Origin of the sequence: Kitasatospora sp. NPDC002040 (assembly GCF_040296785.1) — a bacterium.
Lineage (GTDB): Bacteria > Actinomycetota > Actinomycetes > Streptomycetales > Streptomycetaceae > Kitasatospora.
In genome coordinates this window covers 881,635-897,552 of the sequence record NZ_JBEOXV010000002.1, presented here as the reverse complement: position 1 = coordinate 897,552, position 15,918 = coordinate 881,635, and the positions used below count along the sequence as shown (strand labels likewise).

13 protein-coding genes are annotated in these 15,918 nt (G+C 71.8%); 7 read left to right on the top strand and 6 right to left on the bottom strand.

Going from position 1 to position 15,918, the window contains the following annotated elements:
• Positions 1-2: 2 nt before the first annotated feature.
• The 4 genes from ABT118_RS09330 to ABT118_RS09315 form a co-directional block, all read right to left on the bottom strand.
• Positions 3-1,214, bottom strand: a complete 1,212-nt coding sequence (locus ABT118_RS09330; RefSeq protein WP_350646127.1) for a lanthionine synthetase C family protein — start codon at positions 1,212-1,214, stop codon at positions 3-5.
• A complete protein-coding gene (locus ABT118_RS09325) occupies positions 1,211-2,278 on the bottom strand; it encodes a thiopeptide-type bacteriocin biosynthesis protein (RefSeq protein WP_350646126.1) in 1,068 nt (355 codons plus the stop codon). Before ABT118_RS09325 ends, ABT118_RS09330 begins: the two co-directional genes overlap by 4 nt.
• Entirely contained in the window at positions 2,269-3,024 is a 756-nt protein-coding gene (locus ABT118_RS09320; RefSeq protein WP_350646125.1) for a lantibiotic dehydratase, read from the bottom strand. The genes ABT118_RS09325 and ABT118_RS09320 overlap by 10 nt, the downstream gene beginning before the upstream one ends.
• 210 nt (positions 3,025-3,234) lie before the next feature.
• Positions 3,235-3,519: a hypothetical protein gene (locus tag ABT118_RS09315; protein ID WP_350646124.1), complete on the bottom strand. Its 285-nt coding sequence runs from the start codon at positions 3,517-3,519 to the stop codon at positions 3,235-3,237.
• Between the two features lie 198 nt (positions 3,520-3,717).
• Between ABT118_RS09315 and ABT118_RS09310 the strand changes: the two genes are divergently transcribed.
• The 4 genes from ABT118_RS09310 (at position 3,718) to ABT118_RS09295 (ending at position 8,660) form a co-directional block, all read left to right on the top strand.
• The gene (locus ABT118_RS09310; protein WP_350646123.1) at positions 3,718-4,356 is read left to right on the top strand and encodes a carbonic anhydrase; all 639 of its coding nucleotides are present in this window, start codon (positions 3,718-3,720) and stop codon (positions 4,354-4,356) included.
• 575 nt (positions 4,357-4,931) lie between these two features.
• Positions 4,932-6,542: a DUF4331 domain-containing protein gene (locus tag ABT118_RS09305; RefSeq protein WP_502884505.1), complete on the top strand. Its 1,611-nt coding sequence runs from the start codon at positions 4,932-4,934 to the stop codon at positions 6,540-6,542.
• A 116-nt stretch (positions 6,543-6,658) separates the two neighbouring features.
• Complete coding sequence (locus ABT118_RS09300) at positions 6,659-7,294, top strand: class F sortase (RefSeq protein ID WP_350646121.1); 636 nt, start codon at positions 6,659-6,661, stop codon at positions 7,292-7,294.
• A gap of 28 nt (positions 7,295-7,322) precedes the next feature.
• A complete protein-coding gene (locus ABT118_RS09295; protein WP_350646120.1) occupies positions 7,323-8,660 on the top strand; it encodes a tetratricopeptide repeat protein in 1,338 nt (445 codons plus the stop codon).
• Positions 8,661-8,974: 314 nt separating this feature from the next.
• Here ABT118_RS09295 and ABT118_RS09290 read toward each other — a convergent pair whose 3' ends face one another.
• Complete coding sequence (locus tag ABT118_RS09290) at positions 8,975-9,310, bottom strand: hypothetical protein (RefSeq protein WP_350646119.1); 336 nt, start codon at positions 9,308-9,310, stop codon at positions 8,975-8,977.
• A 23-nt stretch (positions 9,311-9,333) separates the two neighbouring features.
• A complete protein-coding gene (locus tag ABT118_RS09285) occupies positions 9,334-11,046 on the bottom strand; it encodes a nickel/cobalt transporter (protein ID WP_350646118.1) in 1,713 nt (570 codons plus the stop codon).
• 412 nt (positions 11,047-11,458) lie between these two features.
• Here ABT118_RS09285 and nicT point away from each other — a divergent pair, with 412 nt between their 5' ends.
• The 3 genes from nicT to ABT118_RS09270 all read left to right on the top strand — a co-directional run bounded on the left by nicT (position 11,459) and on the right by ABT118_RS09270 (position 15,704).
• Entirely contained in the window at positions 11,459-12,559 is a 1,101-nt protein-coding gene (gene nicT, locus ABT118_RS09280; protein ID WP_502884516.1) for a Nickel transporter NicT, read from the top strand.
• 282 nt (positions 12,560-12,841) lie between these two features.
• Positions 12,842-14,287, top strand: coding sequence for a DUF4331 domain-containing protein (locus ABT118_RS09275; RefSeq protein ID WP_350646117.1), 1,446 nt, complete (start codon positions 12,842-12,844; stop codon positions 14,285-14,287).
• Between the two features lie 85 nt (positions 14,288-14,372).
• Positions 14,373-15,704: a tetratricopeptide repeat protein gene (locus ABT118_RS09270; protein WP_350646116.1), complete on the top strand. Its 1,332-nt coding sequence runs from the start codon at positions 14,373-14,375 to the stop codon at positions 15,702-15,704.
• The last annotated feature ends 214 nt before the right edge of the window (positions 15,705-15,918 follow it).

Here is a 15,918-nt window from a genome sequence, read left to right as displayed (position 1 = left end):
TCTCAGGTCAGCAGGAGGCAGGCGTCCCAGCCGGAGACCGGGAGCTGTTCGCGGGCGGCGGCGTGCAGCGCGAGTGCGATCCCGGCGGAGCCTTCGAGCAGGCCGGCCTCACCCGGGGCAGGCTCCTGGTCGGCGAGTCGTCCGGCGGCGAACAGCAGCGCCGCGCCTCGGTGCTCGCTCGCGGCGTCGGCGGCGATCCGGTGGGCCGTCAGCAGGGCGCCGGTGGTGCCGTGGCACAGTGAGGCGTCACCGAACTGGCCGGTCTGGTTCGGGTCGTTGAGCGCGGCGAGCATCGCCAGCTCGGCCTTCTCCTGCCGGTCAGCGTCGCCGGTGGCGAGGGCGACGAGCTGCTGGGCTCGGGCGATGCCGGGGGTGCCGTAACACCAGGACGGCCGTAGCGGCTTCGCCTGCCGGGGCCGGCCATGCCGGACCTCGGCCGGGGTGACCGCCTCCGGCCACCAGGTGCCGTGTTCGTCGTCTTGCTGCCAGGTGTCCAGCCAGGTGGTGATCCGGCCGACGGCCTCCCGCTGGCCGGTGAGCTCGATGCCGTCGCGCAGGGCGAGGGCCAGTAGTGCGAGCGGGCCGGTGATGCCGTGCGCGATGCCGAGATTGCCGTGCCCGGCAGGGTAGTGCGGGGACAGGTCGCCGGTGGGGGCGACGTCGGTCCACCACCCGGGCTCGCCGCCGGGCAACGGCTCGGTCAGGCGCACCAGGTAGGCCAGCACGTCACGCAGCAGCGCGCCGTGCGGGTCGCGCCGGCGCAGCAGGGCGCCGATGCCGGTGAGGCCGTAAATCAGGTCGTACTCGGCGAAGATCGGCCGCTCGCCGCGGTCGATCCGGGCGTGGGCGGCATCCAGGCGCTGGAGAGTCATCCGCGCGGTGGTGGCGTCGAGGGCGGCGAGTGCCTCCGGGTACTGGCCGGGGCCGCAGGTGGCGGTGTGCACGGCGAAGGCGACGGCCGGGGCGCCGAAGAACAGTCCGGTGCCGGGGGCCGACCACACGTGGGCGCGCATCGTGGTGCGCAGCCAGGTGTGGACGCTCTCCCAGTCGCCGAGTCCGATGGCGGCCCGTTCGATGTGCAGCAGGGCGATTCCGGGTGATCCCTTGGCCAGGGACTGCCCCCACTTGGTGGAGCGGGAGGCCGGTGGCAGGGCCAGCTCGCCGGTGAGCGTGCCGAGTTGGGCCTGTGCGCGGTGTCGCTGGTCGATGTTCACCGGGCGCCGGCCAAGCGGCGGGCGGAGGCTGCGGTGGCGGCGGCGCGTGCCAGATGGCGGGCCAGGCGCTCGCCGTCGCGGTCGATGCCGAGCATCCGCACGTAGTGCAGGTGCAGCAGCGACCCGAGGACGTCTGCGGGATTCAACTCGCCGTCCTGGTCGAGGTGGTGGCGGTACTCGCCGAGTGTTCGGGCGCGGGCTTCCCAGGCCTGCAGCACGTCCCGGCCGGACGCCGACTCCCGCAGCTCGGCCCAGCTACCGGCCGGGGCGCCGAGACGGACGGCCTGCTGGTGGAGGTCCCGGCCGACGCGGGCGCCGTGGCCGTGCGGGAGGTGGTCGATCAGCCAGTCCACGCCGCCCTCGGTGCCTAACAGGCCGGCGGCCAGCGCGACCAGCCCTGCCGCCGTCACCGCCCGCACGTCCACCCGAGCGAGCTGGGCGTGGGTCAGCTGGAGCAGCGCGACGCGGGAGTCGGCGGCGAACACCTGCTCGGCCAGGTTCATTGCCGTCCCGCTGCCGTACCGGCCGGTCTCCGGCTGGTAGGTGTCGAGTTGGAGGCGGGTGGCCAGTCCGGCCGCGCGCAGGCGCATAGTCCACTCGCCGACGCGCTCGCCCGCGAGGGTGAAGGCGGCGGCCTCGGGCAGACGCAGGCGCAGCCTGAGGTGAGGGCCGTCGTCGGTGTGCCGGATGAACCACCACTCGGTTGGGGTGGTCCACCTCCTCAACAGGTGGGGCAGCTGCTCGTGCAGGATCTCGTCCTGCCGGGCCAGGTTGCCGTAGATCCGGGCGTACAGCCACGCCGAGGCGCCGGGCAGAGGGCCGGCGTCCGGCCGGACCGGGTGAACGCGCCTGCCGGGGATGCGGGCTGGCACGTGGAGGCGGGTGCTGTGCAGCTGCACGGTGATCTCGTTCGCCCGGCCGCCGAGCCAGCCGTCCGCCCCGAGGGCGGGCGTTTCGCTGAGACTGGCGGCCGGCTCGTGGTGCAGGTGCTCGCGCAGCAGTGCCAGCTCGGCGGTCCGGGTGAGGTCGAGCGGCAGTTTGAGGTCGTGCCGGGTCAGGTACACCCGGCAGGCACCCGGTAGGTGTGCAGCCAGGCGCGGGCGGCTGCCTCCCATTGCGGCCACGGCGCGCTCTGGCCGGGAAGGTCGGCGGTGGGCAGGCGCCAGCGGGCCGGGACGATGATGGTGCGGCCGTGGCGCAGCCGGGGCAGGAACGGCAGCTTCCCGGCGGCACCCCAGTCGAAGCCGGTGTAGAGCGGGGTGAGGGAGCCGGTGATCTCGCACAGGAACCGGGCGATCGGCTGGGTGTTGGCCCGGAACTCGATCGCGTTCAGCACCCGGGGTTCGACCGGGATGCCGTCGCAGAGGCGGACCAGCCACATCCGGCGTTCGTCCGCGCAGACCCCGAGGTCTTCCAGTCGCAGCCCGGGCTCGCTGCCGGGGGCTGGGTGTTCACCGAGGTGGAGGACCGGCAGGAGCGCGGCCGAGCGGCCCACGTTCTGCGCCCGGGCGAACAGCGGCGGCGCGGACACCTGTACCGCGACGGCGTCCTGGCGGAGCGTCGGTGCCCGCTGCACGGCCTGCGACCACTGCGGGCCCAGGAGGTGGAGGAAGCGGCCGGTGGTGGTTCGGCGGTGGTGGGCCCGGCGCCTGCCCCGGCCGGTGGCTGGGGCGTTCAGCAGTCGTTCCTGGATAGGGACCGGTTCACGCCCTGTGTCTTCGGCCTTTGCTGCCGGTGCAGTTGGGGCGGTCGAAGAGGGCGCCGATGCGGTTCTGGGCCCGCTGCGAGTCTGCTGCCGAGGGGGTGTCATCGGGCCGGCCTCGCGCTGCGGGTGCGAGCCGGGCGCTGCGCCGCATGGGTGAATGGACCCGTCTGCGGCTGTCCGGGCTGCGAAGTGTTGATGTGCGCGCCGCTGAGGACTCAGGCGAAGCGGCGGGCACGGGCGGGATCCGGCGCTGCAGGCGCTGGGTCCCGCCGCCGGCTCAGCCGGGCGGGGGAGTCGGGTGGGGCAACCGCTGGGTCACAGGACGATCAGGCCGAGCCCCAGCAGGCCGTGCCCGCCGTACCAGTGCCCGTGGTGACCGTAGCCGTGGCTGCTGTGCTCGTGGCCCCAGTGGTTGCTGTAGTCGAACTGGGTGCTCTCGCTGTAGCTCACGTTGCTGGTCGAGGCGTGCACCTGGTGGGAGTACGAGAGGTGCTGACCCCGGGACGCGTCGGAAGCGAGTGCGCTTCCGGCGGCCGGGACGGCGACGATACCGGCCGCAAGCACGGCACCTGCTGCAGCACGGGCGATGAACCTGTTCATGGTTGGTCAGACCTTTCCCTCGGGACGGCCGGTGCCGTCCGCTAACGCCCGACGCTATGGACCTGAACTCCGGCACGCGCGCCGATGCCGCCGAACAGCCGACAGGAACCGGCTGGGCCCGTGGTGGGCGCGGCCCGCCCCGGCGGACGTCACAACCCTGTGGCACCACGGGCGGAGGCCACGTCGTAGGCTGCCGCCATGTCGAACACGCCCACCGTCACCCCGGACGAAGCCTTCACGATGCTCATGGCAGGAAACGGGAGGTTCGTCACGGGCCTGCCCGAGCACCCGAACCAGGACGCCGCCAGGCGCACCGAGACCGCTCCAGGCCAGAACCCGTTCGCGGTGCTGTTCGGCTGCGCGGACTCCCGGCTCGCGGCCGAGATCATCTTCGACCGGGGTCTGGGCGACCTGTTCGTGGTGCGGACCGCCGGTCAGGTCGTCGGGCCCGAGGTCCTGGGCAGCATCGAGTACGGGGTGGCCGTGCTGGGCTGCCCGCTGGTGGTGGTGCTGGGCCACGACTCGTGCGGCGCGGTCGCCGCGACCCGCGCCGCGGTCGAGGAGGGCACCAGTGCGCCCGGGTACGTACGGGACGTGATCGAGAAGGTCACCCCGAGCGTGCTGGCCGCCCGCGCCGCCGGCCACACCGAGGACAGCGAGTTCATCGCCGAGCACATACGGCAGACCGTGGACCTGCTCGTCGACCGCTCCCGGGTCCTCGCCGATGCCGTCGAAACCGGACGTGCGGCAGTTGTCGGCCTCTCCTACCGCCTCGTCGACGGCAGCGCCCACCTGATCGCAGCACGCGGCATCGGCACGAACCCGGCGACCTCGTAGGACGAAGACCCGGTGACAGGGCAACGTCCACAGCCACGCCTGGGCAGGGACGCTGCCGCTCGTTGCCCTGGCCGGGCGTAGGTGCTTGCGGCGTGTCCGGGTGACTGCGGTTTCTTCTCAGCTGCAGACAGCACGGACCGGCGTGACGGTGATGGGCCCCTGCGACGGACAGCGTCCGGGGGCTCGAGGGCCCTGGAGGATGTCGTGGACCGGGGTGCGTGCGGTGACAGCAGCGCACCGGTGGTGGGGCCGGTTCCTGCTGTTGGCTGGGTTGCGCTCGTCCGATGAAGTCCCTGCGGTGCGGATCCGTTGTCACGGCGGTGGCGAGGCTGTACGAGCGGGCGAGCGCGCCGGGAGCGTGGCCATGAACCCCGATGGCGCACCCGATGCGCGAGCGGGCGCTGCGCGTGGTGGTCTTATGCCGGGCTTACAAACGGTCCGTCAGCTCCCTGGCTGACGGGTTCTCAGGTGGGTCCCGAAGGCATCAGTTCCCGGAGTTGGCGCGCTTCGAACTGCCGGGCCGCCCTGCGGCCCCAGCGGTGTGGTCCGGGCCCAACCCTCATGAAAGACATGCGATGCAGCTTCCGCCGTCCCTTCGCCTTGCGCCCCTGACCCGTCGTGCCGAGAAGCCGATGGCAGGCCTGGGCGTCCTGGCGCTCGCCGCCGCCGGCGCCCTCGCCGGTCTTGCACCGAGCACCGGCTACGCCTCCAGTCACCGCGAGGCGCCGCTGATCGCGGGCGACCCGCGCGCGGACAACACCGACGTGTACGCGTTCGTCAGCCCCGACAACCCGGACACGGTCACGCTGGTAGCCAACTGGATCCCGATGGAGGAGCCGAACGGCGGGCCGAACTTCTACCCGTTCGCCGACGACGCCCGCTACAACATCAAGATCGACAGTGACGGGGACGGCAAGCCCGACACCACGTACACGTGGACGTTCGCCGGCCACTACCGCGACGACGCCAACCAGTTCCTGTACAACACCGGTGTCGTGAAGTCCTTGGACGACGAGACGCTGAACTACCGTCAGACCTACACGCTGACCGCCACCTGCCCCGACGGTTCCACGAAGACCCTGGTCAAGGACGCTCCCGTCGCCCCGTCGAACGTGGGCAAGGCCTCGATGCCCGACTACGGCGCGCTGCGCAAGCAGGCCGTGGTGGGCCTGCCCGGTGGCGGTCAGAGCTTCGCCGGCCAGGCGGACGACCCGTTCTTCCTGGACCTGCGGGTCTTCGACCTGCTGTACGGCGGCAACCTCAAGGAGTCCGGCCACGACACGCTGACCGGCTACAACGTCAACACCATCGCCCTGCAGGTCCCGAAGAAGGACCTCGCGCTGAAGGGCGACGCGGAGCGCAACCCGGTCATCGGCGTGTGGTCGACCACCGAGCGCCAGGGCGCGGTCGTCGCGGACAAGGGCGGCGAAGGAAAGGGGGAGGCCGGCTGGCGGCAGGTGTCCCGGCTCGGCAACCCGCTCGTCAACGAGGTCGTCGTGCCGCTGAAGTACAAGGACGCCTTCAACGCCCTCACCCCCGACAAGGACCGCACCGTCACCCCCGTGGTGGACAAGGTGAAGGACCCGATCGTCCCCAAGCTGATCCAGAGCATCTACGGCATCCCTGCCCCCGCCGCGCCGCGCAACGACCTGGTCGAGATCTTCCTGACCGGCGTCTGCAAGGCCTGCGGGCCGGTGCAGGCCGACCTCAACTCCCAGCTGCTGAACAAGGACGTCCCGAAGGATGTGTTCGTCCCCTCCGAGGAGCTGCGCCTGAACATGGCGGTGCCCCCGGCAGCGGCACCCAACCGGCTCGGAGTCCTGGCAGGGGACGTCGCCGGCTTCCCCAACGGCCGGCGCCTGGCCGACGACGTCGTCGACATCACCCTGCAGGCCGCCGAGGGCGCCGCGCAGAGCGGGCAGCTCGTGGCCGCGCTGGCCGCCGGTGACGGCGTGAACGCCAACGACCACGCCTTCGGCCACCACTTCCCCTACGTCGCCCTGCCCAACACCGCGGCGGTCAACGAGGCCGAGCAGGGCAGCCTGAGCGGCTCCGTTGAGGCGGGCTTCGGCGGCCTGGCCGGTGACGGCTTCTCCGTCACCGGCGCCACCGCTCTGGCCGGCGGGGCGCTGCTGTCCGCCGCCGGGGTCATCGCACTGCGCCGCCGGCGGGCCGCCCGGTCGTGAGGCGTTCCCCCAGGGCGGGCCGGCCACTCCTCCGGAGCGGCCGGCCCGCCGCAGCCCACGGGCGCACCCGGCGATCGGCCGCGGCGCTCCGGCGCGGGCTCGGGGCGACAGCGCTTGTGACGGGCCTGGTCCTGACGGCGTGCGGCATCGTCGCGGTCTGCGACCACACACCGCTGCCCGCTCATGCGCCGACTGTCGGGATCGGTGACCTGCCCGCCTACTCGCCGCCGCCGCGCCCTGTGGCCGGTGCCGTCGCACCGCCGGCCGCCGCTGTCCGGGTCGCCCCGCCGACGCGGCTGCGGATCCCGTGCATCGGTGTCGACAGCGCCCTGACGGAGCTTCAGATCCAGGAGGACGGACACCTGGGAACACCGCAGGACCCCGAGGTCGCGGGCTGGTGGAGCCGGGGGCCGGCCCCCGGCGGCGACGGGACCGCGGTCATCGTCGGGCACGTCGACTCCCGTACCGGGCCGGCGGTCTTCACCGGTCTGCAAGCGCTGAGACCAGGCGACCGGATCGAGGTGAATTCGGCGGACGGGTCGACCATCTCGTTCACCGTCGAGGCGCTGCGCAGTTACGGCAAGGACCAGTTTCCCGACGACGAGGTCTTCGGCGACACCGCAGGTCCCAGCCTGCGCCTGATCACGTGCGGCGGCAGCTACGACCGCCGGCTGCACACCTACCCCGCCAACCTCGTCGTCTTCGCCACCCCGACCCTTCCCGGCGCAGCGCAGCAGCAGCCGTTCGCGTGAACGCCCACCAGAGCACGGAGCACCGCCAGTGAGTACCGCCTCCCCGGCCCCGGCCAAGCGCCGCCGCCTTCGTCCGGCCGCCGTGACGATCACTCTCGGCGTCGCACTGTTCCTCGCCGGAGGAGTCGGCCTGGCACCGTCGGGACGGCCCGCCCCCGACTCGGCAGCAGCGAGCGGTACCACGGAGGCGGGCAGAACCGGCCTCGACGGTCACATTCACGCACTCCAGGACCGGCTCCGGACCGCTCCGGGTGACTCGGCCGCACTCGGCGCCCTCGGCCTGGCCTACGTCCAGCAGGCGAAGAACACCGGCGACCCCACCTACTATCCACGCGCGGACGCGGTCCTGGCGCAGTCGCTGCGCGCCGAGCCCGGCGACAACGTGCCCGCCATGGCCGGCCTGGCCGCCCTGGAAGCCGCCCGGCACCACTTCACCAGCGCACTCACCTGGGCCACCCGGGCCGTCGCGCTCAGCCCTGACAACTCCACGCTCCACGGGATCCTCGCCGACGCCTACACCCAGCTCGGCCGCTACGGTGAGGCGTTCGACGCCGTGCAGCGCATGGTCGACCTCAGACCCGGCACACCCTCCCTCGCCCGCGCCTCCTACACCTGGGAGCTCAGGGGCGACATCCCCCATGCCACCGCCAACATGCAACGCGCCCTCGACGACGCCAACACGACCGCCGACCGCGCGTTCACCCTCTACCACCTCAGCCAACTCGCCCTCGACCACGGCGACACCGCCACCGCGCTGCGCCATGCCGAGACCGGGCTGCGCCTGGCGCCGGTGTCAGCGACCCTGCTGGAGGCGCGGGCCAAGGCCGGGGCAGCGGCGGGCGACACCGAAGGAGCCCTGGCCGACTACCGACAGGCCGTCAGCCAACTTCCCCAGCCGGACTACTTGATGGCCTACGGCGAGCTCCTGCAGTCACTGGGCCGGACCGCCGAGGCCGAGCAGCAGTACCAGGTCTTCCGGGCCGGGCAGAAGCTCCTCGCCGACAACGGTGTCAGCACCGACACCGACGCGGTCCTGTTCGAGGCGGATCACGGAGACCCGCAGCGGGCGGTCACCATCGCCGAGCAGGGCCTTGCCGGCAGGCCGTTCCTCGACATGCACGACGCCTACGCCTGGGCCCTGCACCTGGCGGGCCGCGACACGGAGGCCGCCGCCGAGTCCGAGCAGGCCACCGCCCTCGGCACCCGCAGCGCCCTGTTCCACTTCCACCGCGGCATGATCGAGAAGTCCCTCGGGAACCACGAGCGGGCCAGGGCCGAACTGACCGAGGCACTGGCCATCAACCCCGCCTTCCACCCCCTGCACGCGCCCACCGCGAGGAAGGCCCTCAACAGCCTCACTCCCTGACCGCCAGGGCCGGCCCACGAGTAGAGTCCGTTCACCGAGCAGCGAGGGGAGTCCGGTGGACAGTGACGGCCGCGGGAGCCGCAGAGGCGTTCGACGCGTCAGCGGAATCAGGTGGGCCCAGGCCACCTTGTTCGGGATTGTGGTGACGCTGGTGGGGCTGCGGATCGGAGCGCGTGATCACGCGCTGGTGCCGAGCCCGGTCCTGTTCGCGGTGACGGCCCTTTCGGCGCTGACGATCGGCTCGCTGGAGCGACTTCGTGCGAAGGCCGTCGGGCGGCAACCCGGGGACGGACCCCGGGAGCTCTGAGGCGGGTTCAGGCCGAGGGCCGGCGCACATGGGCCGCGTCTCCGCCCAGGGCGGTGTACAGGCCCGTCCAGCGCTGGTCGGCGTCGGTGGGAGGCTTCCCGTCGCAGTAGGCCTTCGTGCCGTTGGCGGTGTAGAAGCGCATCATCTCCAGAACCGCCGTCGGATCGGCCTCCTGGCCTGCGCTGTACCTGGAGCCGGGTTGTTGGTCCTGGTGCTGGAGACAGGTGGGCGACGGGGTGGCGCGCTGCGCGTCGAAGCGTCCCTGCTCGTCCCCTGAGCAGGCGGTCAGCAGGGGCAGGGCTGCCAGGGCGGCGCCCAGCAGGCGGATGGTTCGAGGGTTCATGGAGGCCTCCGGGGCTGGTGGGTCTACAGGGCGGTGGGAAGGCTTCGCAGGACCAGGCCGACGCCGACCGTGAGGACGAGCAGGGCTGTCAGCAGCCCGCTGTAGGGGGCGAGTCGGCGAAGCCGGCTGATCACAGGGCCGCCTGAGGCGGTGGAGATCCGGTCGCCGAGGCGCACCAGCAGCAGACCGACGGCGGTGAGGGTGGCGGCCATACCCAGCCCGTAGGCGACGACGAGCGTGGCTCCGAACAGGGTGCGTCCCAGGGCGACCGCGCCGAGCAGGACGACGAGTGCGGACGGGCTGGGGACGAGCCCGCCGGCGATGCCGAGCCCGATCAGGTTGCCGCGTTTCGGTCCGCTCCCGTGGTCATGGTGATGGTGAGTGCCGAACAAGCCGTGCCGGTGGCCGGCATGGTGTGGATGCTCGTGGCGGTGCTCGTGCTGGTGCGGGTGCCCGTCGTGGTGGTGGTCGTGCTCAGCTGGCTGCGAGTGCCGATGGTCGTGTGCGGGGCCGTGGTGGTGTTCATGGAGCGGGGGGCCGATGTGCTGGATGGCGGGCGATGCGGCATGTGCGAGCTCGCGGGGGGAGCTGGAGTCCTGCACCGGGACTGAGGTGACCGCGCCGTCCTGAGGGACAACGTCCCGGCCCTGCACATCGCTTGGTGCTCGGCCGCCGCGTAGTGCCTCGCGCAGCAGGCCCGCGCCGACGAGTGCGACCAGCGCTCCACTGAGCACGCCCAGGCGGCCGAGGAGGGCGTCCCCCGCCAGCGAGGAGAAGGCGGTCAGGCTCAGGCCGATGACGAGAACGCCGGCGGTGTGTGTGAGGGTGACGGTCGCTCCGACCGTGAGCGCGTCGCGCATCCGGCCGCGCCGCCCGGCGAGGTAGGCCGCCATGACGGTCTTCCCGTGGCCCGGCAGCAGGGCGTGCCCGGCGCCGAGGACGATCGACAGGAGTACGGCGAGCAGGCCCAAGGGGACGGTCAGGCGGTGGGCGGTGCCGAGTTCGGCCAGGCGTGTGTCGAGCGAGGCGAGCCAGGCGGAAGGGCCGCTCCCTTCGGCGTCCGCCCGTACGGCACCGGCTGCCGCCCCCCGGGTGGTCGCGGGCAGCGCGGTGAACCGGGCCAGGGTGACGCCCTTCGGACTGTCGAGCAACTCCCTTGGATAGTCGCGCAGTTCCGAGGAAGCGGACGACTCGGGAACATCGGAACGCTCTAGTCTTGTCATCTCGCCGCGCGCGGTGATCTCGTTCCAGCCCACGCGTGCCGGATCCACACCGGTCCGGACTTCGACCGCCGTTCCCGACGAGGCGATCCGCAGCGGCGTCGACAGCCGGCACTCCAGGCGGCTGGTCCGCAGCCCGGCGGTGCCGTCCTCGTAGCGAAACGATGCCGAGAGCACCTCCCATGCCGGAGGCCGAACGGCCTGGTCGACCGTCAGGCGCAGTCGGGAAGTGACGTGCTCGCAGCCCTCGGCTGCCCAGGCCGCCCGCTCCGCATCGTTCACGGTCCCGTCGCCGTCACGGTCCACCCGGCTCTGCTCCTGCAACGTGGGGATCTCGGCGGAGTCGGTGACCGCCGTTGCTGTGATGTGGTCTTGATGAACCGTCAGCCCGAGGTAGTGGTTGACCGAGAAGTTCCCCAGCGGATGCGCCAGGGCAACGGGAGCCGCCGCACCCAGCAGCCAGGCCAGCACCGACGACGCCACCGCGGTGCGGAGCAGGGAACGGGGAACGGTCACGCGTTTCCTCCATGGGGGAGTGACGGCTGCGGCACGCCGGTTGCCGTGGGGACCCTGGGCGGCAGCGGCGCTCGGGTGCGCCCGGACACCATCGCGGCTCGCGCGTCCTCGTACCGCGCGCCATTCCGTGCCGGACGGCGGCTTCACTCGTACGAGGCAGAGCGGCCGGCCCCCGCCACGATTTTCAGAGTGCCCGGGATCAGGGCGTGCGGGCCCTGACACGTGAGCGTGACGCCTCGCAGCGCCCCCGGCGCGCCCTGTGGCGCGCCCCCTTCTTGCAGCCACAGTGCAGTTACAAGTCAGCCGCTCTCACGGACACCCAGCCGGCCGACGAAGGAGCACAGTCATGGGCCCCTCCCCGCAGACCTCCACCGCACCCGGACAGACCGGCACCAAGTCCGCCCGTCCCCGCCTGACACGAGCGGAGTGGCGCCGCCTGGCCGGGATGGGCGCCTTCATCCTCGGCCTCCACCTGATCGGCTGGATCACCCTGGTCGCCGCCGTCGCTCCCCAGCACCACACCATCGGCCAGGAGGGGTTCGGTATCGGTATCGGTGTCACCGCCTACGCCCTGGGCATGCGCCACGCCTTCGACGCCGACCACATCGCCGCGATCGACAACACCACCCGCAAGCTCATGGACCAGCGCCAACGCCCGCTCTCCGTCGGCTTCTGGTTCTCCCTCGGCCACTCCTCCGTCGTCTTCGCCCTCGCCCTGCTGCTCTCCCTGGGCGTCAGGACCCTCGCCGGTCCGCTCCGGGACGACGACTCCGCGCTCCACCGGGCCACCGGCCTGATCGGCACGCTCGTCTCGGGCTCGTTCCTCTACCTGATCGCCGCTCTGAACCTGGTCGTCCTGGTCGGCATCTGGAAGGTCCGGCGCCGCATGCGCGAGGGCCACCTCGACGAACAGGCCCTCGAAGAGCAGCTCGCCAAGCGGGGCCTGATGAACCGTGTGCTGGGCCGGGCGACGCGTGCGATCCGCAAGCCCTGGCACATGTACCCGCTCGGCCTGCTGTTCGGCCTCGGCTTCGACACCGCCACCGAGATCGCCCTGCTGGTCCTCGCGGGCACCGGCGCGGCCTCCGGCCTGCCCTGGTACGCGATCCTGTGCCTGCCGGTGCTGTTCGCCGCCGGAATGTGCCTGCTCGACACCATCGACGGTTCCTTTATGAACTTCGCCTACGGGTGGGCGTTCTCCAACCCGGTCCGCAAGATCTACTACAACCTGACCGTCACCAGCCTGTCGGTGGCCGTCGCCCTGGTGATCGGCACCGTCGAACTCCTCGGCCTGCTCGCCGACAAGCTCCACCTCCGAGGCGCGTTCTGGGAATGGATCACTGGACTGGACCTCAACGTCGTCGGCTTCGCGATCGTCGGCCTCTTCGTCGCGGCCTGGCTGGCGGCCCTGGCGGTCTGGAAGTTCACCCGCATCGAAGAACGCTGGACACCCAAGGTGCCGGCCCAAGCCGCCGAAACCACGACCCTTCACATCCTTGCCGGCGAGACCTGACACCCGCCCGTTCGTGCGGACCGGTTTCCGCCCTTCGTGCCGGCCTGCTCCAGCGCAACGCGCCGGGGGAGGCCGGCACGAGGCCGTTTGTCGTCCTTTTGCCTTCCACCCGGGTGAAGCCTCTGCGCCACGCGGGTGAGAGCACCAGTCCGGAGCCCGTGTGTTCACGAACTCTGCCGGTGAGCGGTTCACAGTGCGCAGTGCAGCTGCCACGCCGAACCCGACCAGCGGCCCTGCCCCACCGGCAGGTGACCGTCCGGCACTGAAGCGGAGAACCCCTACATGACCGCACGTCGTCGCACCTCCCGCGTGAGCTCCACCGCTCGCACGGCCGCGATCCTGACCACCATGAGCCTGGCCCTGGCCAGCACCGCCCTGCTGTCGACCGGCTCGGGCGTCTCCACCGCGTCCAGCCACCGCGAAGCCCCGCTGATCGCCGCCGACCCCCAGGTCGACAACACCGACGTGTACGCCTTCACCAGCCCCGACAAGCCCGACACCGTCACGCTGATCGCCAACTGGCTGCCCTTCCAGGAACCCAACGGCGGGCCGAACTTCTACCCCTGGGCCGACGGCGCGCACTACGACATCAACATCGACTCCCAGGGCACCGGCAAGCCCGACGTCACCTACCGCTGGACCTTCCACACCGAGGACCAGCGCGGCACCAACACCTTCCTCTACAACAACGGGCCGGTGAACAACCTCACCGACCCGACCCTGCTGTTCCACCAGTACTACACGCTGCAGGAGCTGCGCCCGGACTGCGACCCGGTCACCCTGGTCGAGCACGGCACTGCTGCGCCGTCCGACACGGGCAAGGCGTCCATGCCCAAGTACGGCCAGCTGCGCGACCAGGCGACCGTGCAGCTGCCGGGCGGCGGGCAGACGGTGGCCACCCAGGCCGCCGACCCGTTCTTCCTCGACCTCCGGGTCTTCGACCTCCTGTACGGCGGCAACCTCTCCGAGGTCGGCCAGAACACCCTCGCCGGATACAACGTCAACTCCGTTGCCCTGCAGATCCCCAAGAGCAAGCTTGCCTACAAGGGCGACGCCACCCGCAACCCGGTCATCGGCGTGTGGTCGAGCACCGAGAAGCAGACCATGAAGCTCAGCCCCGGCTCCCAGAAGCCGGTCGGCCCCTACGTGCAGGTCTCCCGCCTGGGCAACCCGCTGGTCAACGAGGTCGTCCTGCCCGCCGGCCTGAAGGACGCGTTCAACTCCCTGCCGCCGTCCGAGGACCACAACCAGCCGGCCGTCGTCGCCAAGGTCCTTGACCCGGAGGTCCCCAAGCTCGTCCAGGCGATCTACGGCCTCCCCGCTCCCGCCACCCCGCGCAACGACCTGGTCGAGATCTTCCTCACCGGCATCGCCAAGGCCACGAACGGTCCGCTCGCCGTCGACCTCAACTCCCAGCTCATGAACCAGGACATCGATGTCTCCCGGTTCGTGCCCGCCGAGGAGCTGCGCCTGAACATGTCCACCCCCGTCACGCCGAAGCCCGACCGCCTCGGTGTACTCAACGGCGACTTCCAGGGCTTCCCCAACGGCCGCCGCCTGGGCGACGACGTCGTCGACATCGCCCTCCAGGTCGTCGAGGGCGCCACCCCCGGCAACTTCATCCCGGCGCTCGCCGCCGGAGACAAGGTCAACACCACCGACAAGCCGTTCGGTGCCACGTTCCCGTACCTGGCCCTGCCCTACGACAAGGCCGTCAACCAGAAGTAGCCGCAGACCGGGTGGGGCTCCGGCACGTGTCCGGAGCCCCACCCCGCGCAGAGGTCCGCGTGCCGGGCCGCAACGAGGAGCCCCTATGCGACGCCTGCCCCTGCTGCTGTCCGCCGGTGTGCTCTGCGCGGCCCTCGCCGTAGCCGGCGGTCTGGTCTCCCGGCCGTCACCACCACAACGCCCGCCGGGCGACGCGGCAGCGCTCCACCGCCCCTCCTCCGACACCGCCGCAGCTGGCTCCGGGAGTTCCTCCTCACTGGGGGCGGCCATCGCGGCGGACCAGCGCCGGCTGCGGGAGGTGCCGACGGACGCCCCGGCATGGGCGCGGCTGGGCGCCCTCTATGTCGAACAGGCCCGGCTCACGGCCGACCCGTCCTACTACCCCAAGGCCGACGAAGCCCTGCACCGCGCCCTGGACCTCGACCCCCAGGACAGCGTCGAGGCATTCACCGGCCTCGGCGCGCTCGCCAACGCGCGCCACCGCTTCACGGAGGCAAAGGACTTCGCCCGGCGCGCCGTTGCCGCCCAGCCGCTGCACTGGCAGGCGTACGCGGTCCTCGCCGACGCGCTCACCCAGCTCGGCGAGGACGCCGCCGCCACCGAAGCCGTCCAGCAACTCCTCGACCACCGGCCCGGAACAGCCGCCTTCACCCGCGCCGCCTACGACCTGGAACAGCACGGCCGCACCGATGACGCCCGCGCCGCCCTCGAACGCGCGCTTGCGGACGCCTACAGCCCCGCCGACAAGGCGTTCTGCCTCCACCACATCGCCGAACTCGACCTGAACGCGGGCCGCACCCGCCAAGCCCTCTCCGGCTATCAGCGCGCCCTCGCCACCGACGCCGAGTACACGCCCGCGCTCGCCGGCCAGGCCCGCGCCGAGGCGGCCCTCGGCGACACCGACGCAGCGATCCGCGACTACACCACCGCAATTCGACGGGTCCCGCTGCCGCAGTACCTCCTCGAACTCGGCGAACTCCACGAAGCCCTTGGCCACCCCCGAGAAGCCCAGGAGCAGTACGCGCTGCTCCGCGCCGAACAGCAACTCGCCGCCGCCAACGGCGTCAGCGACGACCTGACACTCGGCCAGTTCCAAGCCGACCACGGCGACCCCGCCCAAGCCACCACCCTCCTGCGTGCCGAATGGCAACAGCGTCACCACCCCCTCGTCGCCGACGCCCTCGGCTGGGCGCTGCACCGCAACGGCCAGGACCAGGAAGCCCTCACCTACGCCGACCTGGCCCTCGGCCACGGCTGGCGCAACGCCCTCTTCCTCTACCACCGCGGCGAGATCGAACGCTCCCTCGGGCACAACAAGCGAGCCCGCGACGACCTCACCGCCGCTCTCGCCACCGACCCGCAGTTCTCGCCCGTCCACGCCCCTCTCGCCAAAGCCGCGCTCGACAAGCTCGCCTGACGGCCACGGGCCCGTGCCCATCGGCTCCCCGCCGTTGCGCCGCGCACCGTCCGTCAGCCCTCCGAGCGGCGATCCGTGGTGGTGTCTCTTCGGTGCTCGCTGTCCTTCGCGGCTCGGCACGCCCGACCGGGTGGCCGCGCAGCCGAGTTCGATCACTGTGAGCTTCTTGTTGCATACTATGTGCAACAAGCTCAGCGGCTCGCGGGCTCAGGCC

Coding starts and splice junctions, on each gene's coding strand:
- ABT118_RS09320 (WP_350646125.1), bottom strand. CDS start 3,024: ATGACACCCCCTCGGCAGCAGACTCGCAGCGGGCCCAGAACCGCATCG.
- ABT118_RS09315 (WP_350646124.1), bottom strand. CDS start 3,519: ATGAACAGGTTCATCGCCCGTGCTGCAGCAGGTGCCGTGCTTGCGGCC.
- ABT118_RS09310 (WP_350646123.1), top strand. CDS start 3,718: ATGTCGAACACGCCCACCGTCACCCCGGACGAAGCCTTCACGATGCTC.
- ABT118_RS09305 (WP_502884505.1), top strand. CDS start 4,932: ATGCAGCTTCCGCCGTCCCTTCGCCTTGCGCCCCTGACCCGTCGTGCC.
- ABT118_RS09290 (WP_350646119.1), bottom strand. CDS start 9,310: ATGAACCCTCGAACCATCCGCCTGCTGGGCGCCGCCCTGGCAGCCCTG.
- ABT118_RS09275 (WP_350646117.1), top strand. CDS start 12,842: ATGACCGCACGTCGTCGCACCTCCCGCGTGAGCTCCACCGCTCGCACG.
- ABT118_RS09270 (WP_350646116.1), top strand. CDS start 14,373: ATGCGACGCCTGCCCCTGCTGCTGTCCGCCGGTGTGCTCTGCGCGGCC.